This window comes from Micromonospora sp. II, assembly GCF_001709195.1.
Taxonomy (GTDB): Bacteria; Actinomycetota; Actinomycetes; order Mycobacteriales; family Micromonosporaceae; genus Micromonospora; species Micromonospora chalcea.
Map to the genome: position 1 here is coordinate 287,446 of NZ_LYXF01000024.1, position 23,489 is coordinate 310,934.

Sequence of the window (23,489 nt, forward strand, 5' to 3'; positions counted from 1 at the left end):
GCGTCCGACCGCGGCTCGTGCGCGCGGGACCAGCGGTCAGCGCCGGGCCGGCTCCGCCCGGGCGACGACCGCGCCGTCCACGAGCGTGCCCGCCGCGCCGAGGTAGCCGGCCGGATCACCGATCCGGGCCAGTTCCTCGGCGGTGTAGCGGCCGCGCAGCTCCGGCGTCTCCGCCAGGACGTCGTACAGGGGGCGGTCGGTCGCGTCGGCCTCCGCGGCGGCCCGGGTCAGCACCTCCTTGATCCGGTCCCGGCCGACGACGGGGGTGAGCCGGGCGGCGACCCGTTCGGAGGTGAGCTGGCCCCGGGTCAGCGCCAGGTTGGCCGCCATCCGCTCCGGGCGCACCACGAGCCCCCGCGTCAGTGTCACGGCCGCCTCCGCGGCGCCGCCGGTGAGCCGCAGGCACTCGCGCAGCAGCAGCCACTCGGCGTGCCACACGCCGGCGGACCGCTCGTCCTCGCTGAGCAGCGCCTGGGCGAGTCCGGCCGCCAGCGGCGGCACCTGGAGGGCGGCGCTGCGGATCAGCGTGGCGAGGACCGGGTTCCGCTTGTGCGGCATCGCGGAGGAGGCGCCGCGCCCGCTGGCCGCCGGCTCGGCCACCTCGCCCACCTCGCTGCGCGCCAGCGAGAGCACGTCGACGGCGATCTTGCCGAGCGCGCCCGTCACGAACGCGAGCACCGCGGCGAGGTCGGCCAGCGGCGTACGCAGCGTGTGCCAGGGCAACGCAGGCCGGCTCAGGCCGGTCTCCTCGGCGAACGCCGCCACGAGGCGGTCCACGTAGCCGGGGTCCGGCTCGGCCGCGCCGTCCAGCGCCGCGTACTCCAGATAGCCGGCCAGCGTGCCGGCCGCGCCGCCGAGCGACACCGGCAGGCCCTGGTCGCGTACCCGGCACAGCCGCACCCGGGCGTCGCACAGCAACTGGTGCCAGCCGGCCGCCTTCAGCCCGAACGTGGTGGGGGCGGCGTGCAGGGCCAGCGTCCGCCCGGCCATCGGCAGGTCGCGGTGGGTCAGCGCCAGCCCGGCGAGCGCGTCGACGGCGGCGGCGAGGTGGTCGTCGATGACGGTTAGCGCCCGGTGCGCGACTGTCATCGCCGCGGTGTCCAGGATGTCCTGGCTGGTGGAGCCACGGTGGACGTATTCGGCGGAGGCCGGGTCCAGCTCGGCGACCGCGCGGGTCAGCTGGGCCACAAGCGCCACCACCGGGTTCGCGGTGTCCCGGGACGCCACCGCGACGCCCCGCAGGTCGAACAGCTCGGCCCGGGCGGTCCGGGTGATCACCGCGGCGGCCTGGACGGGCAGCGTGCCCAGCCGCGCCTGGGCGCGGGCGAGCGCCGCCTCGGCGTCCAGCATGGCCTGCAGCCAGGCCCGGTCGCCGACCACCGGCTCGATGCTCGTGCCGGCGCGCACCGGTGAGAGCAGGCCGCTGTCCACCGCCACTTCGAGGGTGTCGATCACACGATCACCCCCGGGAAGCGGGCCGCCCCGGTGGCCGCGCGGTCGGCCACCGCATGTCCGGCCGGCGCGAGCGAGCGCACCTCGGCGGCGATCGCGTCGGCGTCGGCCAGGATCACCGAGTCGCTGCCCGGCCGGATGCCGGCCGCTGTCACCCAGTGCACCGACTCGGTGGGCACACCGAACGCGAACCGGCGCGGGTGTGGCTGATCCTGGGCGTCGACGACCCGGTAGGGACGTTCGGTCACGGCGAGTCCTCCTGTCTCGTACGTGCCGCCGTCGTAGGGGATCCGGTACGGCCGGCACTGTTCGGTGTCGAGCATGTGGCGCAGCAACGGGTCGGCGGTGCCGCGCAGGTCGGGTTCCGGCAGCCGCGCCTCGATGAGGACGCCGGCGCGGACCGGGGGACCGGGCACGGTCCGGGACGTCGCTTCGAACGCGGGTGTCTCGGTGTCGATGACGATCTGGGTGTCCGGCCCGGTCAGTTCCAGCACACCGGCCTCGATCAGCGCGATCGTCTCCTCGATGCGCCGGGCCGGCGGGCCGATCGAGAGGAACGCGTTGAACGGGGTGAACCAGCCGGTCAGCTCATCGCGGTACGAGTCGCCGTCGATCCCGCCGTGATCGACCGCCAGGCGGATCTCGTTGCGCAGGTCACGCAGGACGTCCAGCGCTGCCTTGAGCGGCCCGTCGACGTTGCCGGCCCGCGCGTGCGCAACGTCCCGGGCCAGGTGGTCCAGCGCCCAGGCGCGGAAGTCGTCCCGGTCGCGGAACTCGCGCCCGCGGTACGGGTGGGCCAGCCGGTCCCAGTCCCAGCGCCGCGCCGGCGGTATCGGGTACTCGTCGAGCAGCGCCGGCCGCCGCTCGGCGGGTGTCGCGAGGTAGCGCACGGTGAAGCTCTCGGCCCGGCCGGCGTGCCCGGTGCGGCGCAGCAGCGTCGCGTAGTAGACGCTCTCCACCTCGGCGGCGATCAGCGGCCACACGTCGCGGCGGAACCGGATCGACTCGCCGCGGGCGCGGCGGGCGCGCAGCCGCGCCACGGCCTGCGCGGTCAGCAGCCGGGGCAGGTGCCGGCCGGTCACGCCCTTCTGGTTGTCGCCCCGGGCCTGCGCCGGGATGCCCCGGCGGGAACTGGCGGACAACCTCGGTTCGGCGCCGCTGGGGCGGTACCGCAGCCGTCCGCTCTCCTCGGTGAAGCTGCCGCCCCGGCCGACGGTGAGCAGGATCAGGTGGTCGAAGAACGTCAGGCCCAGCCCGCGCAGCAGCACGGGCGCGCCCGCCGGGATGTGGCCGAGGTCGACGTCGGCGGGGTTGGCCTGGGGGAGATAGGTGAGTCCGTGCACCCGGGACAGGCTCGCCGTGCGTGCCTGCCGGGGATCCAGCCGGGCGGCGGCGTGTCCCAGGGCCAGCACCACGGCGTCCAGGTGGTGCAGCCGGGTGCCGTCGGCCAGCCGGACGCCCTGCGGACCGCCCGGCACGCCCGACGTGTCGGCGCTGGCCACCGCGCGGGAGCGGTGGCACCGGATCGAGACGTGCGGCGGCGCGCGGCGCACGATCCGGCGGAAGCTGGCCCGCAGGTAGTGGCCGTAGAACGCCCGGGTCGGATAGTCGTCGGGGCCGAGGGCGCGCGCCTCGTCGAGCACGTCGGGGTCGAGCGCGCCCCACGGGCCCGCCGACGCCACGCTCCGGGCCCACTCGTACAGGCTCGGCCCGGGCTCGATCGGCCCGGCCAGCCGGCAGCTCGGATCGGTGTAGACGGTGATCTGTGAGGCGACGGTGTTCGTCAGCAGCAGCCGGGACTGGTCGGTGCGCCACACCGCGCCGGCGCCGGGCGCGGCCGGGTCCACCACGTGCACGGTGAGGCTGGCGCAGGCCCGGTCGTGCCGTTCCTGGGCGCAGAGCCGCTCCAGGACGGACAGTCCGCGCGGGCCCGCGCCGACGATGCAGATCCGCAGATGCCGCGGGCCTGTCATCGCACGGCCTCGCTCGGGCGCTCGCCGCGCACCCGGGCGGCGTGCATCCAGGCCACCGCCGTGTGCAGCTCCTGCGGCGTCATCGCGGCGAGCGCCCGGTTGCGGGCCGTCGCCGCGTCCCCGGCGGCGTGCCAGAGCCGGATGCTGTCGCGGGAGACGGCCTGCACCGCGGCGGTCCGCTCCCGCCGTTGCGCGACGTAGCGGCGGAGCACCTCGGGCACCGGCTCGGCGCCGTCGCCGAGCAGGTCGCCGAGCACCACCGCGTCCTCCAGCGCCTGGCAGGCCCCCTGCGCGGCGTAGTGCAGCATGGGGTGCGCGGCGTCGCCGAGCAGGGCGACCCGGCCGTCGGCCCAGTCGTCGACGGGCGGCCGGTCGACGAGCACCCAGGCCCGCCACTCGTCGCTGAGGCGCAGCAGGTCACCGACCGCGCCGAGGCGCGACATCGCGGCCCGGACCAGTGCGCCGTCGGTGGGCCGGCCGGCGAACAGCGTGGGCGCGCCGTCGGCGTGACTGGCGGCCATGTTCAGGTACGCCCCGCCGCTGATCGGGTAGTGCACGAAGTGGCAGTCCGGTCCGGCCCACCAGGTGACCGCGTCCCGGCGTACCCGTGCCGGCACCTGGGACATGGGGACTATGGCGCGGTACGCGGTGATGCCGGAGTTGCGCGGCTCGCCGTCGCCGACGAGCTGGCGGCGGATGCGGGAGTGGATGCCGTCGGCGCCGACCACCATGTCGGCGGGGATCCGTTCGCCGGAGTCCAGGCGCACGGTGGCCTCGGCCGCGTTCTGGTCGTAGCCGGCCACCGAGGCGGCCGGGCGCAGCGTGATCCGGGGCAGCCGCCGGGCGGCGTCGAGCAGGCGGCGGTGCAACTCGGCGCGGTGCACCACCACGTACGGGCTGCCGAACCGGCGCTGGTACCGCTCGGTCAAGGGCATGCTGGTGACGTGGGCGCCGGTCACGCCGTCCATGAACCGCAGTTCCGCCATGGCGACCGCGGTGGCCCGCACCTGCGGTCCCACACCGAGCGCGTCCAGCGCGTGCAGGCCGTTGGGGGCGAGCTGGATGCCCGCGCCCAGCTCGGTGAACTCGGGCTGGCGTTCCAGGACCGTCACGTGATGGCCGTGCGCCGCGACCGCCAGTGCCGTGGCGAGCCCGCCGATGCCGCCCCCGGCCACGACCACGCGCACGGGCGTCCGGGTGCTCATCCGGCCGCGCTGTCCCGGTCGAGCAGCTGCCGGGCCAGCTCCAACCGTTTGATCTTGGTGGTGGCGGTCTGCGGGAGATCCGCCAGGCGCCGCTGCACCGGGCGGGCCATCGGCGGCAGCGTGGCGACCGCGCCGGCCCAGCGGTCGATGTCGATCGGCAGGTCCTCGCTGGTGCAGATCACCGGCACGGGCGGCCCGTCCGGCGCCGGCAGGATGATCACCTCGACGAGCTCGTCCAGCCGGGTGAAGAGCGTGTCCTCGACCGCCAGCGTGCTGCCGAACCCGTCGATCTCGTCGACCTCGCGGTCGAGCAGGTGCAGGCAGCCCAGCCGGGTGCGGTAGCCCAGGTCGCCCATCCGCCACCACGATCCGTGGCGCTGACCCTCGTACCGCTGCTGCTCGCCGAGGTAGGTGACGATGCGCCCGTCGGTGCGTACCTCGATGTAGCCGGGGTTGTCGCGGGTGGGCGGGCGTCCGTTGCGGCTGACCACCCGGATGTCGGTCATGCCGGGGAACGGCATGCCGACGCAGCGCCCGTCGGCGTCCTCGGGCCGGCGGCGGGTGAACGCGCGGGCCGCGACCGGGCCGACCTCGCTCTGCCCGTACAGCTGGCCGAACACCGGCTTGGGATGCGCGGAGGCCCCGAGCATGCGCCGGACCGTGCGCGGGTGGATGGCGTCGAAGGTGCTGCTGAAGTAGCGCACGGTGGCCAGCGGCGCGCGCGGGTCGTCGGCCAGCCGCTCCCACCGCAGGAACGAGTTGGGGTGGGTCTCCAGCACGCCCGGACGATGGGTGAGGAACAGGTCGGTGGCCTGGTCCGGGTCGTTGTCGGCGAGCACCAGCAGCGGGAAGCCGCGCAGCATCGTGATGGCCAGCGCGGTGAACAGGCGCGAGTGCACGAACGAGACGTGGATGGCGACCGGGCAGCGGCGCCGCACCAGCGCGGCGACCGACGCCTGCGGGCGGTAGCGCGCCTGCAGCGTCCGTCCGGTGTGCACGGCCAGCTTCGGCAGCCCGGTGGTGCCGGAGGTGTGGGTGACCAGGGTGGGGTGGTCGGGGGACATGACGATCGGCGGGACGCTCGGCACACCGGTCAGGGCGCGCAGCGAGGTGGCCGACGGATGGTCACCGGAGGCGAGCAGCACCCCGGCGACCGCCGGGAACACGGTGTCCGCCAGTTCCCCGTCGAGGGTGGCGCGGTCGGTCAGCAGGTACGGCCGGCCGGCCCGGCGGATCAGGTGCAGCACCGTGGTGGCGTCGAGGTGGGGGGAGAGCAGCACCGGCACGGCCCCGATCCGGGCCAGCGCGCACGCGCTCAGCGTGATGTCGAAGTTGTGCGACTTGTGGACCACCACGCGGTCGCCCGGTCGTACGCCGGCGGCGTGCAGGCGGGCGGCCAGGTCGGCGACCAGGCCGGCGACCGCGCCGACGGTGAGCCGCCGACCGAGTTCCGGCGCCACGTCGAGGTCGTGGTCGAGGGTGATGCTGTTGTCCGGGTGCCGGGCCGCGGCCCGGTCGAAGAGTGTGCCCAGTCGGATGCCGCGATTGGCGATCGTCTGCAGCAACATGTCCGGCTCCTACCGTTCGGTCTCGATGATCGACTTGAGTCGGCGCAGCGTCTCGTGCAGATCGGCGCCGACCTTGGCGCCCCATTCGGTGACGAAACGCCGGCGCTCGTCGTCGTCCATGTCTCGGGTGATCTTGCGGATGCCCTCGGTGGGCTCGTCCATCCGGAAGTGGTGCGTCAGGCGGCAGCCGGCGCCCTCGGGGCTCATCCGGAAGGCCCACACGCTGCTCTGGGCGCGCCCCCGGCTGTCCCGCATCGCCCAGCTGAACTCGACGCCGGGGATCGCGGTGTGCACCTGCGACTCCGTGGTCCAGACGCCGCGGACGACCGGCGCCCAGGCGACGACGTCCTCGCCACGGACGTTGTGGCCGCGGAACACCGCCCCGGCGGCGCCGGGACGGCCGCTGATCCACTCGCCTCCGGTGCACTCGGTGCTCCACTCCCGGCACCGGGGAAGGTCACTGACGAGCGCGTAGACCTCGTCCGGAGTGGCGTCGACGACGATTTCCGCCTGCGATTCGAACAGTGGCGTGGTGGTATCGGTTTCGGCCATGCGGAGAATCGTCGTTATCGGCTTCCCGAAGGGTCAAAGTGTTCGACTCTGATTCATCAGGTTCGACGTCTTTCGTGGCCGGGACGCCTATAATCCGGCGCAGATCCGCGACGCGACTAAGGACACGGGAAGAGCCATGGGGGGGAGCACGGAACAAGGCGCCGCCGTGCCCGGCTCCGCCGACGACGCCGGGGTGCCGCACGACGAAGGCGGTCTGCTGCGGGACATCGCCCGGCAGGGCCGGCGGCTGCTCGACGCGCCGGCCGCCTTCGTCGCCGTCGTGTCCGAGGACGGACCGACGATCACGGTACGGGCGGCGGACGGCCCCCACGAGGACGGCCGGCTGGACCTGCCCGGTCACCATCCCTCCGGGGCGGCGCTGCTGGACGGATCGCCGCTGTGGTGCGGTGACGCGGAATCCGCCCCGGCCGCCGCGCCGGTGTCCGGATCGGACGACGACGGCGCACTGCACGCGGTGGTCGCGGTACGTCTGGGCCACCTGCGCGGATACGCCCCCCGCCGGTCCGTCGCCGCGCTGTACCTCGCCGACCGGCGCCCCCGGACGGTCACCGAGGGGGAGCGCGTCCAGTTGACCTCGTTCGCCCGGCTCGCCGGCGCGGCGATGGAGAAGACGCAACTGCTGGACGTCGCGATCGCCCGGCTCTACGGGCTGGAGCAGCAGTCCGCCCGTACCGCCGCCGACCTGGACCGGATGCGGGCGCTGCGCTCCGCGCACTACGGCTTCATCGACCTGGCCGTGGCCCGCGGCGACGCGCGCGCCTTCGTGGTGGAGGCCGACCGGCGTCTCGGCGCGTCGGTGCGGCTGTGCACCGACGACGGTCTGGTGGTCGCCGCGAGCCGGTCCGCCGCCGCCGGACCGGAGCCGGGCGTGCCGGACGGCCGCCGCATGGTCGTCCCGGTGCTGGCCGGCGACCGGCGGATGGGAGACCTGCTGCTGGAGATGGACAGCCCGCTCGCCGACCCGGACGGGCAGCTCCTGCTCCTGATCGCCCAGGCGGCGGCGGTGATCCTGCGCCAGCTCGACGACAGCCGGGAGAGCCAGGCCCGCCGTGCCCTGCTCAACGAGCTGATCACCACGCCGCAGCCCACCGGCACGCTTGTCGAACGGGCCCGGCGGCTGGGCGTGCGGCTGGACCGGCCGTACGTCGTGGTGGTGTTGCGCCCGGACGGCGTCAGCCCGCACTGGGCGTCGATGTGGAGCGCGGCGTTCGCCGCCCGGGGTGACGGTCTGTCCGCGCTGCACGACGACGACATCGTGCTGCTGCTGCCGGGGGAGGCCGACCCGGCCGAGATCGCCCGGACGGCGGCGGAGGAGTCGGGCGCGCTCTTCGGCCGCCCGGTGACGGCCGCGGCGTCCGACAGCGGTTCCGGGCCGGAGCGGGTGGCGGTGCGCTACCGGCAGGCGCTGCGCTGCCTCGACGTCATGATCTCAATGGAGCTGGCCGGTCGCGGCGTGTCGGTACGGGAGCTGGGTTTCCTGCCGATGCTGCTGGCCGGCCGGGAGGGCATCGACCAGTTCATCGACGCCACCCTCCAGCCGGTGCTCGACTACGACCGGCACCGCGACGGCGACCTCGCCCGCACGCTCGACGCGTACTTCGAGGCCGGCCGCAGCCCGACCAACGCGGCGGAACTGCTGCACATGCACCCGAACACGGTCACCCGGCGGCTGGACCGGGTGAAGCGCCTGCTCGGCCCGACCTGGCAACTCCCGGCACGGGCGCTGGAGATCCAGCTCGCGCTACGCCTGCACCGCCTGCTCACCGAGCTGTGACGCCGCGCCGTCCGGGACGACCAGGGCCCGCCGTCCGCGCATCTCGCCGTCCTCCACCATCCGGTGCGCCTCCCGCATCGCGGACAGCGGAAGGCGCACCACCTCGCGCGGGCGCAGCCGGCCGGCCGCGAGCAGCCGGTTGATGAAACCGGCCGCCTCCGCCAGTTCCGCGGTCGTGGCGAGCGAGATGACGAAACCGACTATCGACCTGTCGTTCGTGTACAGCTCACCGGCGGGCAGCGCCGGACGGGTCCGCGCGCCCGCGAGCAGCACGATCCGCCCCCGTACGGCGAGTTGCCCGACCGCCAGGTCCAGGTCGTTGGTCCCGGAGGTGTCCAGGTAGACGTGGACGCCCTCCGGGCAGGACGCGGCGAGCCGGTCACCGAGATCCGGTGCGGCGTAGTCGACCACCTCGACCGCGCCGGCGGCCCGGCAGAACGCCTCGTCCCGGGGCGCCGCGGTGGCGACCACGCGCGCGCCGAGCGCCTTCGCCGTCGTGATCAACGCGGAGCCGACGTTGCCGCCGCCACCGCCCACCACCACCGTCTCACCGGGGCGCAGGCGGCCGTGCACCGCCAGCGCCAGGTAGGCGGTGGCGGCCGGGTGCAGCACGGTGACCGCCTCCACCGAGGCCGCCGCCGGTAGCGGGTACAGCCGGTCCGCGGGCACCACCACCTGCTCGGCGGCCGCGCCCTGACGTCCGCCGTGGCCCAGGCTGTTGCACCAGACCCGGTCGCCGGGGCGGAAGCCGGCCACGCCGTCACCGGCGTGCGCGACCACGCCCACCACGTCCCGGCCCACCACGAACGGCAGCGGGACCGGCGTACGGTACGTGCCGGCCCGCACGAACGTGTCGACGTGGTTGACGGTGGTGGCGAGCGTGTCGACCAGCACGTCGGTGGGGCCCGGCCGGGGCGCGGGCAACTCGCCGTACCGGATCTCGGTGGCCGGGCCCAGCCGGTCGACGTAGGCGGCCCGCACTGTCGTCATCGGCGGGCCGGCCCGCCGTCGTCGTTCTGGAAGAACGCCATGCGCGACGACTGGTCCGCGTACGGGCTCGGCGTCGGCGGCTTGTCCAGGACGATCCCGAACCACCGCCGGTACGCCTCCAGCAGCGCGTCGTCGTCGGTGAGCGTCTCGACGCTCCGGCGGTCGCCGGCGATGACCGTCAGCACGTCGCCCTGCAGCGTGACCCGGCCGTCGGCGGTGGGCAGCGTGCAGAACATGTTCCGCAGGAACGGCGAGTCCGGGCAGGTGCGGTACCACCACAGGTTCTGCCGGAAGTCGGCCAGGTCGGCCGGCTCGTCGTAGAACCGGTACTGCAGCGCGTCGTTGCGGTACACGTCGACGACCCCCGGCTCGACCCGCCGGGTGGCGAACCGGCCGTGCGGGTCCCCGTACGGCTCGGCCGCGTCGAGCCGGAACGGGAACCGGCTGTTCTTGCCGAAGCCGACGTCGACCAGCCAGCGGGAGCCGGTCTCGGGCAGGTCCACGGTCAGCATCAGATGATTGTGCGGGCCGTTGAACCGCCCGGAGAGCCAAACCCGCCCCTGATGCAGCGTCACCGCGAAACCCAGCGCCCGCAACAGGAAGAACAGCGAGGTGTTGATCTCGAAGCAGCCGCCGCCGCGGCGCTGGCGGATCACCTTGTCCAGCACCCGCTCGTCCATGTAGATCTCGTGGCCCAGGTGGTAGTCCAGGTTCTCGAACGGCACCGTGAACGTGTGGCGCTCCTGCAGGTCGCGCAGCGCCGCGAGGTCCGGCCGCTCGGGGCGGGCGGCGCCGATCCGGTCCAGGTAGCCCCGCACCTGCTCGTCGGTCAGCACGGCTCAGTCCCGCTCGTACGACATGCGCATCGACTTCTTGACGTGCGGACTCGGCTTCGGCGGCGCGTCCAGCTTGATGCCGAAGTACTTGTCGTACGCCGCCAGCAGGTCGTCGTCGTTGGTGAGCCGCTCGATCCGCCGCTCGTCGCCGTCGATCACGACGAGCTTGTTCTCCCGCAGGATGATGCGCCCGTTCTCGGTCGGCAGCGTGCAGGAGAGGTTCTGCAGGAACGGCGAGTCCGGTGAGGTGCGGTACCACCACAGCACCTGCATGCCGTCGGCCGCCACGACCGGCTCGTCGTAGAAGCGGTACTGCAGCGCGTCGGCCCGGAAGACGTCGGTGGCGTTGTCGGCGACCCGCTTGGTGGAGAAGGTGCCGTGCGGGTCCTCCTGCGGCTGCGGCGACTCCAGCAGCAGCGGGTAGCGGCTGCTGCGACCCAGGCCGACGTCGCTCAGCCACCGCTGCTCGCCGATGCGCACCGTGGTCACCGAGTGGTTGTACGGCGGCGTGAACTCGTGCCCGAGCCAGACCCGGCCCTGGTGCAGCGTGACGTCGAAGCCCAGCGCCTCCAGCAGGTAGTGGAACGCGTTGTTGATCTCGCCGCAGCCGCCGCCGCGGTTCTGGTACACGATCTTCTCGACCACCCGCTCGTCGATGAAGATCTCCTTGCCGAGGTGGTAGTCGATGGTCTCGAACGGCACCGTCAGCTCGTGCTGCGCGTGCAGCAGCCGCAGCGACTCGGCGTCGAGCCGCTCCGGCCGGGCCACACCGATGCGGTTCAGGTACGCGTCGACAAGCGTGTCGTCGAGCATGTGGTCACTCTCCTGTCGAGGGGAAACGGGCGAACAGCTTCGCCGCGTTGGACCGGTTGACCGCGGCCCACCACCCCGGATCGAGGTCCGCGTGGCGCGCCACTCCCGCACCGATCGAGGCGCCGAAGGACTCCGGCATGAACGGGTAGTCGGAGCCGACCAGGACCCGTTCCGGATCGGCGAACAGCCGCAGCGAGGCGAGCGCGTGCCGGCCGCACATCGCCACGTCGAAGTAGAGGCGGCGGAGCACGGCGAGGGGATCGTCCGGCAGGCGGTCGGCGAGATCGCGGTTGATGACCGGGCCGTAGGTGAGCCGGTCGGCGTAGTAGGTGACCCCGCCGCCGCCGTGCGGCAGGATGATCCGCAGCTCGGGGAACCGCTCCAGCGTGCCGTTGTAGAGCAGCTGCGCCACCAGCCGCACCGTCTCGAACGGGAACTCGTACAGCGACAGCGGCAGCCCGAAGGCGGGCTGGCCGGTGGCCGGCGGCACCGCTGGGTGCACGAAGATCGGCGTACGCCGCCGCTCGGCCTCGGCCAGCAGCGGATCGAGCCGGCGGTCGCCGACGTAGAGCCCGTCGTAGTTGGTGAGCAGCCCGAGCCCGTCCAGGCCCAGCACGTCGATGGCGTGGACGAACTCCGCCACGCAGTCGTCGAGGTGGGGGAAGGGCAGCACCGCGAACGCGCCGAAGCGGCAGTCGCCGGCCGCCACGAACTCGGCCAGGTACTCGTTCAGCCGCCGCGCGAGAGCGCGGCTGCGGGCGCGGTCCAGCGGGGGTACGCCCGGCCACAGGCTGACGATCGCGGCGCGTATTCCCTGCCGGTCCATCATGGCGAGGCTGCCCGCCCGGCTCCACGTGGGGCGGTCGACTCCGGAAAGAACAGTGGAACCGCCCAATTCGCGAAGCTCGGCCGCATAGAAATCGGGAATTATGTGATGGTGCACGTCGATGGCGTCCATCCACGGTGACCCGGCCGGACCGTTTACGGGGTTGGCGTCCACATCCGCATAGTGGTGACCGGAGCGCGCCCGGCCAAGGCGGTGCGGGTGAATATGTCACGTCGGTTCCGGCGGTTGCCCTGCCCGTTGCGGGTGCCATACATTGACCGCAGGTCTGGTCTGGAGGACCGTCGACACTATTCGCCGCGAAGTCGGTGCCCGTCCTTATCGCAATTTTCGCGATCGACGGCTGGTGAAGAAATGGACCTGGCGCATGCTCACATATTCGCGTGGCGACCGGCCGATCGGTGTGCTCGGCACCGGCTCCTACCTGCCCGGCCGGGTGGTGACTAACGACGAGGCGGCCGAGCACGCCGGCGTGACCGGCGACTGGGTGTACGAGAAGACGGCCATCCGGCAGCGGCGGTGGGCCAAGCCGGACGAGGCGACCTCCGACCTGGCGATCGGAGCGGCGCGCATCGCGCTCGCGGACGCCGGCGTCGACGCGGCGGACCTGGCGCTCGTCGTGGTGGCCACGTCGACGCCGGATTCGCCGCAACCACCCACGGCCAGCGTCGTCGCCCACGAGATCGGCGCCGGACGGGGTACCGCCGCGTTCGACGTCAACGCGGTGTGCAGCGGCTTCAGCTACGGGCTCGCGGTCGCCGAGCGGTTGGTGACCGCAGCGGGGGACCGGCCGGCGCTGGTGATCGGCGCGGACGTCTACTCGCGCATCCTGTCGCCGCAGGACCGCCGCACAGTGGTGCTGTTCGGCGACGGCGCGGGCGCCGCGGTGATCGGGGTCGGTGGCGCGCACCGGGTCGTGGCCACCCGGCTGCTCAGCTTCGCCGAGGCGCGCGGGCTGATCGGAGTGGCGGCCGGTGGCAGCCGCCTGCCGGCCTCGGAGCAGACGCTCCGCGACGGCTCGCACCACTTCCGGATGGACGGCCGGGGAGTACGCGAGTTCATCGACACGTACGTGGTCGCCGGCATCGCCGAGTTCCTGGCCGAGCACGGTGTGCCGCCGCACCGGCTCGGGCATCTGGTGCCGCACCAGGCCAACGGCCGGATCCTCGCCTCGATGGCGGAGCGGCTCGGGCTGCCCTTCGACCGCGTCGCCAGCACGTACACCGCCTACGGCAACACCGGCGCCGCCGCGGTGCCCATCACCTACGACCAGCTGTGCCGCTCCGGCCGGGTCCGCGTCGGCGACCTCGTGCTGCTCACCGCATTCGGCGGCGGGATGTCCATGGGGATGACCCTGCTCCAGGCCGGCTGAACCGTCCGGGCGGGCGCCGGTGCCCGGTGGTCACCGGCGCCCGGCGCGCGTCAGGAGGTGCGCCGCAGGGCCGGCTCCGGCCGGCCGTGCGTCGCGAGCACCGTGTGCGCCGCCGACGCCAGCGTCACGTGGCGGTGCCAGCCCCGGTACGAGCGGCCGGTGAAGTCGCGCAGCCCCACCTGGTCGCCGGTGGACTCCAGGTCGTCGGTGACCCGCCGGACCAGCGCCGCCCGGCCGACCAGGTCGGCGAGGCCGATGTCGCCGCGACTGGTCAGCCACAGCTGGCCGGGCTCACCGCGCCCCGGCGCGCTCAGCTCCACCAAAAGCAGGGGATCGTAGCTTCGGGTGCTGGGCAGCCGAACCGCGACGGTGCCGGCCAGCACCGGCGGGCGCGCCGTGAGCCCGAAGACCGGCCGGCGCTGGTGCCGTACGGTCGCCGCCAGGTCGCCGGCCGGCTCGGCGGTGGCGCCGGCGGCCGGGACCAGCCGCAGGCCGGCCGGCACCCGGACCAGCACCGGCGCTCCAGCGGCCCGTAACCGGCGGACCACCGCCTCGACGTCCATCTCCCGCGCGTCCACCACGACCAGCTCGCCGGCCGGCGCCCCCAGTTCCAGGTACGCCTCGACGGTGCAGGCGCCCAGCGACTGGGCGACCAGGTCGTCCGGGATGGCCGCGCGCCGGCGGCGCTTCTCGTCGGACAACCAGTCCTCGTTGAGGTGCAGCCGCCAGTTGACCGGCGTGACGACGCTCGTCGAGGCCGCCCAGAGACCAACCGCGTGCTGCGCGTTGAGGGACTGCCCCAGGCCCGGCGAGTACCGGCGGCCGACGCCCACCGAGTGCGTCCCGGCCTTGCGGATCAGGGTCGGTTGCAGCACCCAGGTCCGGGCCCCGCAGAGGCGCGTGACGTGCCGGGCGAGCGCCCGCCGGACCGGCATCCAGTCCCAGGTGGAGTCGCTGACGAAATGGTGCAGCGCCTGCTCCGCGGCGGGTTCCGTGGAGATCGCGGCGATGTTGCGGATCGACTTGCGTCCCCGGGCCAGCAGCAGCCCGCGGACGTACTCCCGGCCGCGCCGTCGCTGATCGCTGCGCGGCAGCCCGGCCAGGATGTCGTCGCACAGATCCGTCAGGTCCTCGTCCAGCAGCATCCTGCCTCCTCGCGGCGCGGCGGCGAATGCACACGAGCTTGGAACCCGCGGCGAGGATGGTCGAGGTGCTGGCGGCACCGCCCTCGGGGCCACAGTGGTTGGCCGAGGCGCAGGTCGCCGGGAGGCCCGCGGGGCGGGCGTCACTTGCCGATGTGCAGCGCCTCCCGGATGAACATCTGCGCGAAGGTCGGCGCGCCGGTGGTGGTGACCACGTCGATGAACTGGCCGACGTGGAGGTCCTCGGTCGCCTCCCGGACGAGCAGGTCGGCCAGGTCGGTGCGGGAGGTGAACCGGCCGGGGAGCCGGCGCGGCTCGGCCCGGTAGTCGGTGACGCCGTCACCGTCGAAGAGGCCGGCCGGACGAATGACGGTCCAGTCCAGACCGCTTTCCGACACCACCTTCTCCATCCGCGCCATGTCCTCGTAGACGGTGCGTCCCATCCGCAGCAGGATCGGTGCGATGATCTTCTTGAACGTGAACGTCTCGCCCTCGGCGTGCTCGCCGCTGGTGCCGGTCGACGTCACGCAGACCAGCCGGCGCAGGCCGTGGGCCCGCATCGCGGCGATCATGTTGGCGGCGCCCTCGGAGTAGGTTCGCACCGTCTCCTTCGTGTACGGCACACCCAGCGTCGAGATCACCGCCTGCTGGCCGGCGACGGCGGCGTCGACAGCCGCGGCGTCCAGCACGTCGGCGCCCACGACCCGCAGGTTCTCGCCCCGCACCGGGAAGGACTCCGGACGCCGGGTCACTGCTGTGACGACGTGGCCCCGGGCCATCGCCAGCTCGGTGGCCAGCCGGCCGGTGGGGCCGTTCGCGCCGAACACCACGAGTCTCATCTGGCCCCACCTCTTCGTCGGCGCGAGGGTCGAACGACGGTCCAGCAGTCGAACAACGTTCCGGTGCCCGACCAATGTACTACGCTCACGGGCGGAACAGGCAGATTTCGGGCGAGGCGGGTGACGGGATGGCGGAGCGGAGCCGGAGCCTGTGGCTGCGGACGACGTCGGCCGGGCGGCCCGACCCGCCACTGACCGTCGAGCGCATCACCGCCGCCGCGGTCGAGCTGCTGGACGAGGACGACGTCGGGCAGCTCACCATGCGCCGCCTCGCCGACCGCCTCGGCGTCGGCACCACCACGCTCTACTGGCACGTGGACACCAAGGAGGACGTGATCGACCTCGCGGTCGACGCGGTGTTCGCCGCCACGCCGCCACCGCCACCTGGCGACGACTGGCGGGCGGACGTCACGACGCTGCTGACCGAGCGCCGTGCCGCGCTGCTGCGGCACCCCTGGTCGGCGGTGATGCGACGACGCCCCGCGGTCGGCCCCGGCTTCCTGTCCTGGATGGAGTTCCTCCAGGCCACCCTGACCCGCGCCGGGTTCACCTCCCGGGACGTCACCGCGGCGAGCTGGGTGCTCTACAGCCACGTCCAGGGCTCCGCGGCCAGCCAGGCCACGCTGCGGTGGTCGGCGGCCGAACGCCGGGAGGGCCAGCTGATGCTGGAGCGGCACAGCGCCAGCTATCCCACACTGGCCGCGCAGCGGCACCTGCTCGACGACGACTGGGACACGAACTTCGCGCTCGGGCTGGCGTACGTGCTCGACGGTCTGACCGCCCGCGCCGCAGCCGGCGCCACCTGAGGCCGGACACGCCGAACCGGCCCGCGCCGGGCGGGCCGGTTCATGTCGGAGTCAGAGGCCGAACTTCTCCGCCAGCAGCCGGCGGTCCACGTACCTGATCGCCGACGTGGTCTGCTCGCGGCCGATCTTGTACGCGGTGGCCACCTCGACCAGCCGCAGCGCCTGGTACTCGAGGGCGGCGAGGTTGTCCTCGTGGACGTTGTTCGCCTCGTGCCGGGAGACGCTGCACGTGCCGTACGGCGCGCCGTTGTTCGGCAGGCCGAGCACCTCGACGCTGGAGCCGTTCGGGACGATCAGCGAACCCCAGTGGCAGATGCAGTTGTGCAGCGCCAGGATGGCCGCCTGCTGCCCGGCGTGCGGCATCGAGCCGGACGCGAACACGGACACCACCTTGTTCGCCAGGTCACCCGGAATGGCGACCGGTCCGGAGTGGTCGATGAAGTCGAGGATCTGCGGAGCCGGCAGCCCGTAGTGCACCGGCGTGCCGATCATGATGGCGTCCGCCGCGACCAGGTCCGCGAGCGTGGCCACCGGGACGTCCGCGGTCTCGGCGTTGAGCTCGGCGTACGCCTTGTGGTCGAGCACCATCGGGCTGGGCAGGTCGGGCACCTTGTAGAGCTGCGCCTCCGCGCCCGCCTTCACCGCCGCAGCCGCCGCTGCCACGGCCATCTGGTAGGTATTCCCGCTGCGGGAGTGGAAGATGATTGCCACCTTGATCACAGGAACGCTCCTCACGAGTCGATGCGCCTGGGCATCGCATGGACCATCTACGGGCATCCTGTCGGCCGCGCCCCGCCCGGCAAACGGCGCGGATCTTAGTTAGTCACCTCGATGTCCGCCGGGGCCGCGACCTGACAGAACCGGCCCGTCGTCGTTGACCGGTCCGTCCCGGTCCGGGTGTGCTGCGCCCATGTCGAACGCTTCCGCGGAACCGCCCGCCGCACCCACCGACCCCGCCGCGCTCCTGCCCCTGTTCGAGCGCGCGTTCAACAACCGCGATCTCGACCAGCTGGAGCGGCTCTACGAGCCGGACGCCCTGCTGATCCTCGCCCCCGGCACGGTCCTGACCGGCGACCAGAGGCGCGCGCGCAGCCGGGAGGAGCAGCACTTCCTGCCGATCAAGGTGGCCGTCCGCCACCAGTACGTCACCGGCGACATCGCCCTGGTGATCAACGACTACGTCCACGAGGGAACCGGACCCGACGGCACCCCGATCCGGATCGAGGGCACCGCCGTCGACGTGCTCCGGCGCGGCGCGGACGGCGCCTGGCGCTGCGTCATCAGCAACCCCGCCGGACTGGGCGCCGCCGGTCCCACCGCACCCTGACCACTGTCGACACCGGGCCGCAGCGGCGCCGGTGACCGGTCGGCCGGACGGTCAGCCCGTCAATCGGGCGACGATGTCGGCGGCCGGGCCCGGCGCGGCGGACGCGAAACCGGTCCCGGCCCACAGGTTCAGCGCCTCGGCGTCACCGAGACGTGCCGCCGCGGCCCGGATCGGCGCGGTCAGGTGGTGCACCGCCGGATAGGCGACCGGCGCCGCCGCGGAGTAGGCGTCGGTGAAGCGGTTGGCCAGGGCCCGCGCCGGATGACCGGTGAACGCCCGGGTGACAACGGTCCGGCGGAAGTCGCCGGAGAGCATCGCGGCGCGCTGCGCCGGCCGGGTGCCGGCCTCGTCGGCGAGCAGGAACGCGGTGCCGCTCTGCACCGCCGCCGCGCCGGCCGCGCGCAGCCCCGCGACATCCTCGGCGGACGAGGTTCCGCCGGCCACGACGACCGGCAGGTCCGTGACCGACCGTACGGCGGCGAGCAGGTCCCGCGCCTCGCCGCGCGGCCGGTAGCCGGACGGATCGGTGGTCGAGGCGTGCCCGCCCGCCGTGCCCGCCTGCGCGACGAGCGCGTCCGGTCCGGCGGCGACCGCCCGGCGGGTCTCGTCGGCCGAGGTGACGGTGATCAGCACGTGGCATCCGGCGTCGCGCAGCGCCCGCACCACGCCCGCCGGCGGTACGCCGAACGCGAAGCTCACGAGCGGGACCGCGTACGCCACCGCCAGGTCCACCTTCGCGGCGAAGTGGTCGTCGTCGTGCCGGCGCGGCGTCGGCAGGTCCACCCCGTACCGCTGCGCCTCCGGCAGCAACAACCGGCGGTACGCCTCCACCCGCGCCGGGTCCGGCTCGGCGGGGGTCGGCACGAAGATGTTGAGCCCGTACGGCACGCCGGCCGCGCGCGTCGCGCGTACCTGGTCCTCGACGGCCTCGGGGGTCTGGTAGCCGGCGGCGAGGAAGCCGACCGAGCCGGCCCGGGCGGCAGCGGTGACCAGCGCCGGGTTCGACGGACCTCCGGCCATCGGGGCGACCACGAGGGGAGGGAGCAGCTCGGTCATGGCGTGACCCTACGTCGGTTCCGGACGACAGCGAGTGCGGGGAACCCCGTCCAGGGGTTCCCCGCACCCTGTGGGGGAAGGGCTCAGATCCGGGCCGCTTCCTCGACCCCGGCCGGGGGAACCGGGGCCGTCTTCGCCCGCCGTCCGGGCATCCACCAGTTGGCCTTGCCGCACAGCTCCATCACCGCCGGGACGAGGATCATCCGGACGATGGTGGCGTCGACGAACACCGCCACCGCCATGCCCAGGCCGACCTGCTTGACCGAGACGTCGGGGCCGAGCATGCCGGTGGTGAACACGGCGATCATGATGGCGGCTGCCGCCGTGATCACCTTGGCGGTACGGGCCAGACCGCGGGTCACGGCACGGCGGGTGTCGCCGGTGCGCTCGTACTCCTCACGGATCCGCGAGATCAGGAAGACCTCGTAGTCCATGGAGAGGCCGAACAGCAGCGGGAACATCATCATCGGCACCCATGTCGTGATCGGCATGGAGGTGGGGAAGCCGAGGGCGGACCCGAGCCAACCCCACTGCACGATCGCCACCAGCACACCGAACGAGGCGCCGATGGACAGCAGGTTCATCACCGCCGCCTGCAGCGCGATCGTGACCGACCGCACCAGCACGACGAGCAGCAGCAGGGACAGCAGGATGACCACGGTGATCATTACGGGCAGCCGGGAGCTGGTCTCCTCGGCGAGGTCGATCGCGCCGGCGTTCGGGCCGCCGAGATAGACCTCGCGGCCGCCGGACGCCGCGGGGAGCACGTCGTCGCGCAGCTTGTGCACCAGGTCCGCGGTGGCCTCGTCCTGGGCGCCGGTGCGGGGGAAGGCCATGAAGACGGCGGCCTGCCCGTCCTGGCTGATCCGGGGCGGCGTCGCGTACGCCACGCCCTCGGTGCCGCTCACCGCGGCGACGACCGGACCGAGGTCGCTGTTTCCGTCGCCGACCTCGGCGGCGAAGATCAGGGGAGCGCCGTAGCCGGGGCCGAAGCCCTCGGACAGGATCTCGTACGAGGTGTAGCTGCTGCGGTCGCGGGGCTGGACGCTGGCGTCGGGCAGGCTCAGCCGCATCGACAGCAGCGGCGCGGTCAGCACCAGCAGGATGGCGGTTGCCCCGAGCGCGGCGATGACCGGGCGGCGCTGCACCACGCCGGCCCAGCGTTCCGCGAGCGTGCGGCGCTCCTGCTTCGGCGCGTCGGAGCCGGCCTGCCGAAGGGGGCCCCGGCGCGGTACGCGCAGACCCTGGATCTTGTAGCCGGCGAAGCCCAGGAAGGCCGGCATCAGCGTGACCGCGGCGATCATCGTCACCAGCACCGTCGCCGAGGCCCCGAGCGCGACGCCGTTCATCATCTTCTGGCCCATGGCGATCAGGCCCAGCAGCGCGATCATCACGGTGGTGCCCGCGAAGAGGACCGCGTGACCGGCGGTGGTGATGGCCTTGACCGTGGCGCTCTCGGGATCGTCCCCCTCCACCAGGCTGTCCTTGAAGCGGGTGAGGATGAACAACGCGTAGTCGATGCCGACGCCGAGGCCGATCAGCACGGCGATGAGCACCGTGAAGTCCGGTGAGGGGACCAGGTGTCCGACGAGCTTCATCAGCGCGACGCCGCCGAGCACCGCCAGCAGCGCGGTGACGATCGGCAGGCCCATCGCCACCAGCGAGCCGAACGCGAGGAACAGGATCACCGCGGCGGTCACCACGCCGACCGCCTCGGCCGGTCCCTGCGGGGGCGTCTCCGCCTTCTCCGCCCGCTCGCCGCCCAGCCCCAGCGTCACGCCGTCGCCGGAGGCGTCCTTGACCGTGTCGACGAGTGGCTTGGCCTCGGCCTTCTCCACGTCCATCGAGGTCAGCGGGATCGTCGTCCGGGCGATGCGGCGGTCGGCGGTGACCAGGTTGCGGTCGTCGTAGGGCGAGACGATCGGCCCGGTCACCGGTGAGGCGTCCAGGTCGGAGATGACCTTCTCGATCTTCTGCCGCGCCGCCGGGTCGTCGATGCCCCGCTCGGCCTTGATGGCCAGAGTGAGCGTGTCGCCCCGCTGCTCGGGGAAGTGCTTCTCGATCAGGGCCTGCGCCCGTGCGGAATGGGAGTCCCCGCCGGAGTAGACGTTGTCCGGGGCGGCGCCGTAGCGGAAGCCCAGGAACGCCAGGGCGATGACGCCGACGATCCAGGTCAGGAGCACCAGTCGACGACGCCGGTAACAGAACCGCGCCAATCCCGCCAGAGCTCCGTCTGTGCGGGGAGTCTCGGTAGGCATCATCTTCTCCTCAAGTCAATAAGCGCTCTACCTAATGGTCGTGAACAGGCACTTCTGTGTCGCCGTACGGATGCAGGCACTTCCTGGACGTCGCTACCACGGTTGCGGTACTCCATTTGCAGTACACCTGTCGGTATCCGGTCAGCGCCGTATCCTGCGCTTTCTCTGTCGGCAGAGCGGTGCCGTGACCAGCCGCCGTCGACCGCCCGCGGGAGCGGTCGCGTCCGGACCGGGCAGGAGTGACGCCGTGTTCCGGTCGGAGCTTGTTTCACCTGGTCACGATGGTGCTGGACGTTCGGCCGGCCAGTCCGGGACGGTCCGCGGCGAGGGCTGTTTCGGTCATGCGTGCGAGTTCTGCCAATCGTGGCATTGTTTAGGTAAGTCCGATATCAGCGGGATGCTGCCTGATATATGACGGCTGCGCCGGGGCCTGCCGGATAGTTATGATGAGCGACGACGGTGATCGATGGCAAATGTGGTTGCTGTGGGGTAGCGTCATCGACCGAGTCCAGGCTTTTCTTGAGCTGTGTGCGCATATTCCGGGGGGATTATGACAACGGGACGGCCGCGGGAGAACGAGGCGACAGCCGCAGCACGAAATCCGGTGTGCGCCGCCGGGGGGCCGGTGTCCCAGCCGGGGGGCGGAGGGAGCGACGAGCAGGTCCTGCGCGAGATCCTCGGGGTCGACGTGCACCGCGAGCTGATTGACTTCGCGGGCGGTGCCGGCGGAAATCCGCACCTGGTCGCCGAACTGGCGCGCGGGCTCGCCGAAGAGGGATTGATCCGGGAGAGAAATGGTCGGGCGGAATTGGTTTCCCGTCGAATTCCCCGGCGTGTGCTGAGTTTTGTCATGCGGCGATTGAATGACGTGAGCGCCGGCTGCCAGCAGTTTCTGAAGGTTGCCGCCGCATTGGGCAGATCCTTCATGCTGGAGGACGTCTCGAGAATGCTGGGCAGATCGTCGGCGGCCCTGCTCCCGCCGGTGGACGAGGCGATCGCCTCGGGCTTCGTCGTGGCCGCCGAGCATCAGCTCGCCTTTCAGAGCGATTTCCTGCTGCGCGGCATCATCGAGGCCATTCCCGGGCCGGCCCGCGACGCCTTACGACGTGAGGCGATGAGCCTTTCCGGGCGACGCAGCCCGGTGGCCGACCGGAATCGCCGGATGGACGCCGCGACTGCCGCGCCGGTGAGCGCGACCGGAGAGGACGCCACCGGATCCTGTTCCCGCGCGCACCGCCTGATCATGAGCGGGAACGCCGAGGCCGGCGTCCGTGTCGCCGAGGCGGTTCTCGCCGGCCCGGCCGCGTCGCCCGCCGCCCGGCGTGACGCGCAGGCGTGTCTGGTGCTGGCCGATCTCCTGCTCGGCGGCGAGGGCACCGATCCGCTGACCGAGGCGATCCTGCGGGAACGCGACGCCGAGTCCGGTGACGCCGCGCTGGCGATGGCGCTGACCGCCCGGTCCACCGGGCTGTGGTCGGCGGGAAAGCTGGCCGACGGCCTGGAGCTGGGACGGGCGGCGGTGCGGGCCGGCGCGGAGGCTGAACCGGTGTGGCGTCTGCACGCCCAGCTCGCGCTCGCCGGCAAACTCGCGAACCTGCGTGAGTTCGACGAGGCCGAGGCGCTGATCAACGAGGCGGAGGCCGGCCTGCGCGGACTGCCCGCGCCGATCTGGACGGCCGCGCCGGCGGTGATGCGGTCCCGGCTGCTGCTGCAGGCCGGGCGGATCGGGGACGCGCGCCGGGAGGCGGCGCTGGCCACCGCCGCCGTGGCCGGGGACGCGGTGCCCATGCTGCGGCCCCTCGCCTACGCGGTGCTCAGCACCGCCTCCTTCTACATGGGCGACGTGCCCGCCGCGATCGAGTACCTCAGGCGGGGGCAGGAGGACGCGGACCGCCACGTGGTCCTCGACTCGGTGCAGTACTCGTGGACGGAAGTGCTGATCACGGTCAAGCAGGAGGGCCCGCGGGCCGCCGCCCGGCTGCTGGCGGGCAAGCACCGCCGCCTGCCGACGCGACGCCGCCTGTACGTCGAGGTGCCGAGCGCCGCCGCCTTCCTGGTCCTGCTCGCCCGCGACGTGGACGACCGTGACCTCGAACGCCGCGTCCTCGCCACGGTGGACGGGCTGGCCGCGGACAATCCCGGGATCCAGGTCGTCAGCCTCACCGCCATGCACGCCCACGCGCTGGCGAACAGCGCCCCGGCGGCTCTGGCGCTCATCATCGTGCAGTCACGGGACCCGATCTCGGTGGCGCTGGCCACCGAGGAGCTCGCCAAGCTCTACGCCGCGCAGGCCCAGGCGGGGGGACGGCCGGTGACGCCGGCCCGCGCCGAGGAAACCGGCGTCCCACCGGCGAGCTGCTGGTCGACCCTGTCCGACATGGAGCAGCGGATCGCCTACCTGGTGAGCGTGGGCCTGACGAACCGGCAGATCGCCAAGCAGGTCCACCTGTCCGCGCACACCGTCAACTACCACCTGCGGAAGGTCTACCGGAAGCTGGGCTTCAACACCCGGGCCGAGCTGGCGCACGCCGCGGCCACCTACTCCAGCCGTGCGGCGATCTATTCGATGACCGGCGAGCCGGACTGGGACACGGGCTCCGTGACCGGCAAGGCCAGCTGAACCGCGTCTCCGGCGTCCGCCGGCTGAACCGCGCCCGTCCG

Annotated in this window: 19 protein-coding genes; 5 read left to right on the forward strand and 14 right to left on the reverse strand. The window is 73.0% G+C overall.

Going from position 1 to position 23,489, the window contains the following annotated elements:
• Positions 1-36: 36 nt before the first annotated feature.
• Genes A8711_RS13055 through A8711_RS13075 form a run of 5 tightly spaced genes read right to left on the reverse strand, consistent with a single transcriptional unit; the run spans position 37 to position 6,750 of the window.
• Entirely contained in the window at positions 37-1,455 is a 1,419-nt protein-coding gene (locus tag A8711_RS13055) for an adenylosuccinate lyase family protein (protein ID WP_069088356.1), read from the reverse strand.
• The gene (locus A8711_RS13060; protein ID WP_069088357.1) at positions 1,452-3,425 is read right to left on the reverse strand and encodes an FAD/NAD(P)-binding domain-containing protein; all 1,974 of its coding nucleotides are present in this window, start codon (positions 3,423-3,425) and stop codon (positions 1,452-1,454) included. Before A8711_RS13060 ends, A8711_RS13055 begins: the two co-directional genes overlap by 4 nt.
• Positions 3,422-4,630 carry an FAD-dependent monooxygenase gene (locus tag A8711_RS13065; RefSeq protein ID WP_069088358.1) on the reverse strand — a complete coding sequence of 403 codons (1,209 nt, stop codon included), beginning with the start codon at positions 4,628-4,630 and terminating at the stop codon, positions 3,422-3,424. The genes A8711_RS13060 and A8711_RS13065 overlap by 4 nt, the downstream gene beginning before the upstream one ends.
• On the reverse strand, positions 4,627-6,198 hold the full coding sequence (locus A8711_RS13070) for a class I adenylate-forming enzyme family protein (protein ID WP_069088359.1): 1,572 nt from the start codon (positions 6,196-6,198) through the stop codon (positions 4,627-4,629). Before A8711_RS13070 ends, A8711_RS13065 begins: the two co-directional genes overlap by 4 nt.
• 9 nt (positions 6,199-6,207) lie before the next feature.
• Positions 6,208-6,750 carry an SRPBCC family protein gene (locus A8711_RS13075; protein ID WP_064445522.1) on the reverse strand — a complete coding sequence of 181 codons (543 nt, stop codon included), beginning with the start codon at positions 6,748-6,750 and terminating at the stop codon, positions 6,208-6,210.
• 166 nt (positions 6,751-6,916) lie between these two features.
• Here A8711_RS13075 and A8711_RS13080 point away from each other — a divergent pair, with 166 nt between their 5' ends.
• Complete coding sequence (locus tag A8711_RS13080; protein ID WP_069088360.1) at positions 6,917-8,545, forward strand: helix-turn-helix domain-containing protein; 1,629 nt, start codon at positions 6,917-6,919, stop codon at positions 8,543-8,545.
• Here the strand turns inward: A8711_RS13080 and A8711_RS13085 are convergent.
• The 4 genes from A8711_RS13085 to A8711_RS13100 are packed head-to-tail and all read right to left on the reverse strand — an operon-like array spanning position 8,513 to position 12,142.
• On the reverse strand, positions 8,513-9,535 hold the full coding sequence (locus tag A8711_RS13085; protein ID WP_218062395.1) for an NADPH:quinone reductase: 1,023 nt from the start codon (positions 9,533-9,535) through the stop codon (positions 8,513-8,515). The genes A8711_RS13080 and A8711_RS13085 overlap by 33 nt on opposite strands.
• Entirely contained in the window at positions 9,532-10,371 is an 840-nt protein-coding gene (locus A8711_RS13090; RefSeq protein ID WP_069088361.1) for an arylamine N-acetyltransferase, read from the reverse strand. Before A8711_RS13090 ends, A8711_RS13085 begins: the two co-directional genes overlap by 4 nt.
• Positions 10,372-10,374: 3 nt before the next feature.
• Entirely contained in the window at positions 10,375-11,184 is an 810-nt protein-coding gene (locus tag A8711_RS13095) for an arylamine N-acetyltransferase (RefSeq protein WP_069088362.1), read from the reverse strand.
• Between the two features lie 4 nt (positions 11,185-11,188).
• A complete protein-coding gene (locus A8711_RS13100; RefSeq protein WP_082930900.1) occupies positions 11,189-12,142 on the reverse strand; it encodes an amidohydrolase family protein in 954 nt (317 codons plus the stop codon).
• A 253-nt stretch (positions 12,143-12,395) separates the two neighbouring features.
• Between A8711_RS13100 and A8711_RS13105 the strand changes: the two genes are divergently transcribed.
• On the forward strand, positions 12,396-13,400 hold the full coding sequence (locus A8711_RS13105; protein ID WP_069088363.1) for a 3-oxoacyl-ACP synthase III family protein: 1,005 nt from the start codon (positions 12,396-12,398) through the stop codon (positions 13,398-13,400).
• Between the two features lie 50 nt (positions 13,401-13,450).
• Here A8711_RS13105 and A8711_RS13110 read toward each other — a convergent pair whose 3' ends face one another.
• Together A8711_RS13110 and A8711_RS13115 are read right to left on the reverse strand one after the other, a co-directional pair.
• Positions 13,451-14,545 carry a transposase gene (locus tag A8711_RS13110; protein WP_069088364.1) on the reverse strand — a complete coding sequence of 365 codons (1,095 nt, stop codon included), beginning with the start codon at positions 14,543-14,545 and terminating at the stop codon, positions 13,451-13,453.
• 140 nt (positions 14,546-14,685) lie between these two features.
• Positions 14,686-15,381 (reverse strand): NAD(P)-dependent oxidoreductase, encoded by a 696-nt coding sequence (locus A8711_RS13115; protein ID WP_043323041.1) that lies wholly within the window; start codon positions 15,379-15,381, stop codon positions 14,686-14,688.
• Positions 15,382-15,509: 128 nt separating this feature from the next.
• Here A8711_RS13115 and A8711_RS13120 point away from each other — a divergent pair, with 128 nt between their 5' ends.
• Positions 15,510-16,187 carry a TetR/AcrR family transcriptional regulator gene (locus A8711_RS13120; protein ID WP_064445529.1) on the forward strand — a complete coding sequence of 226 codons (678 nt, stop codon included), beginning with the start codon at positions 15,510-15,512 and terminating at the stop codon, positions 16,185-16,187.
• A 51-nt stretch (positions 16,188-16,238) separates the two neighbouring features.
• Here the strand turns inward: A8711_RS13120 and A8711_RS13125 are convergent, their stop codons facing one another.
• Positions 16,239-16,907, reverse strand: a complete 669-nt coding sequence (locus A8711_RS13125) for an NAD(P)H-dependent oxidoreductase (RefSeq protein WP_064445530.1) — start codon at positions 16,905-16,907, stop codon at positions 16,239-16,241.
• A 190-nt stretch (positions 16,908-17,097) separates the two neighbouring features.
• Between A8711_RS13125 and A8711_RS13130 the strand changes: the two genes are divergently transcribed.
• Complete coding sequence (locus tag A8711_RS13130) at positions 17,098-17,514, forward strand: DUF4440 domain-containing protein (RefSeq protein WP_069088365.1); 417 nt, start codon at positions 17,098-17,100, stop codon at positions 17,512-17,514.
• A gap of 51 nt (positions 17,515-17,565) precedes the next feature.
• On the opposite strand, the gene A8711_RS13135 is transcribed toward A8711_RS13130, so the two are convergent.
• Both A8711_RS13135 and A8711_RS13140 read right to left on the reverse strand, forming a co-directional pair.
• Complete coding sequence (locus A8711_RS13135; RefSeq protein ID WP_069088366.1) at positions 17,566-18,570, reverse strand: nitronate monooxygenase; 1,005 nt, start codon at positions 18,568-18,570, stop codon at positions 17,566-17,568.
• 83 nt (positions 18,571-18,653) lie between these two features.
• Positions 18,654-20,753 carry an MMPL family transporter gene (locus A8711_RS13140; protein WP_197494845.1) on the reverse strand — a complete coding sequence of 700 codons (2,100 nt, stop codon included), beginning with the start codon at positions 20,751-20,753 and terminating at the stop codon, positions 18,654-18,656.
• 1,021 nt (positions 20,754-21,774) lie between these two features.
• On the opposite strand from A8711_RS13140, the gene A8711_RS13145 reads away from it, so the two are divergent.
• Positions 21,775-23,448 (forward strand): LuxR C-terminal-related transcriptional regulator, encoded by a 1,674-nt coding sequence (locus tag A8711_RS13145; RefSeq protein ID WP_069088367.1) that lies wholly within the window; start codon positions 21,775-21,777, stop codon positions 23,446-23,448.
• The last annotated feature ends 41 nt before the right edge of the window (positions 23,449-23,489 follow it).

Bases quoted from the DNA above. Each gene is read 5' to 3' on its own strand.
- A8711_RS13060 (WP_069088357.1), bottom strand. From the start codon at position 3,425: ATGACAGGCCCGCGGCATCTGCGGATCTGCATCGTCGGCGCGGGCCCG.
- A8711_RS13065 (WP_069088358.1), bottom strand. From the start codon at position 4,630: ATGAGCACCCGGACGCCCGTGCGCGTGGTCGTGGCCGGGGGCGGCATC.
- A8711_RS13070 (WP_069088359.1), bottom strand. From the start codon at position 6,198: ATGTTGCTGCAGACGATCGCCAATCGCGGCATCCGACTGGGCACACTC.
- A8711_RS13075 (WP_064445522.1), bottom strand. From the start codon at position 6,750: ATGGCCGAAACCGATACCACCACGCCACTGTTCGAATCGCAGGCGGAA.
- A8711_RS13085 (WP_218062395.1), bottom strand. From the start codon at position 9,535: ATGACGACAGTGCGGGCCGCCTACGTCGACCGGCTGGGCCCGGCCACC.
- A8711_RS13095 (WP_069088362.1), bottom strand. From the start codon at position 11,184: ATGCTCGACGACACGCTTGTCGACGCGTACCTGAACCGCATCGGTGTG.
- A8711_RS13100 (WP_082930900.1), bottom strand. From the start codon at position 12,142: ATGGACGCCATCGACGTGCACCATCACATAATTCCCGATTTCTATGCG.
- A8711_RS13105 (WP_069088363.1), top strand. From the start codon at position 12,396: ATGCTCACATATTCGCGTGGCGACCGGCCGATCGGTGTGCTCGGCACC.
- A8711_RS13110 (WP_069088364.1), bottom strand. From the start codon at position 14,545: ATGCTGCTGGACGAGGACCTGACGGATCTGTGCGACGACATCCTGGCC.
- A8711_RS13115 (WP_043323041.1), bottom strand. From the start codon at position 15,381: ATGAGACTCGTGGTGTTCGGCGCGAACGGCCCCACCGGCCGGCTGGCC.
- A8711_RS13120 (WP_064445529.1), top strand. From the start codon at position 15,510: ATGGCGGAGCGGAGCCGGAGCCTGTGGCTGCGGACGACGTCGGCCGGG.
- A8711_RS13130 (WP_069088365.1), top strand. From the start codon at position 17,098: ATGTCGAACGCTTCCGCGGAACCGCCCGCCGCACCCACCGACCCCGCC.
- A8711_RS13135 (WP_069088366.1), bottom strand. From the start codon at position 18,570: ATGACCGAGCTGCTCCCTCCCCTCGTGGTCGCCCCGATGGCCGGAGGT.
- A8711_RS13145 (WP_069088367.1), top strand. From the start codon at position 21,775: ATGCTGGGCAGATCGTCGGCGGCCCTGCTCCCGCCGGTGGACGAGGCG.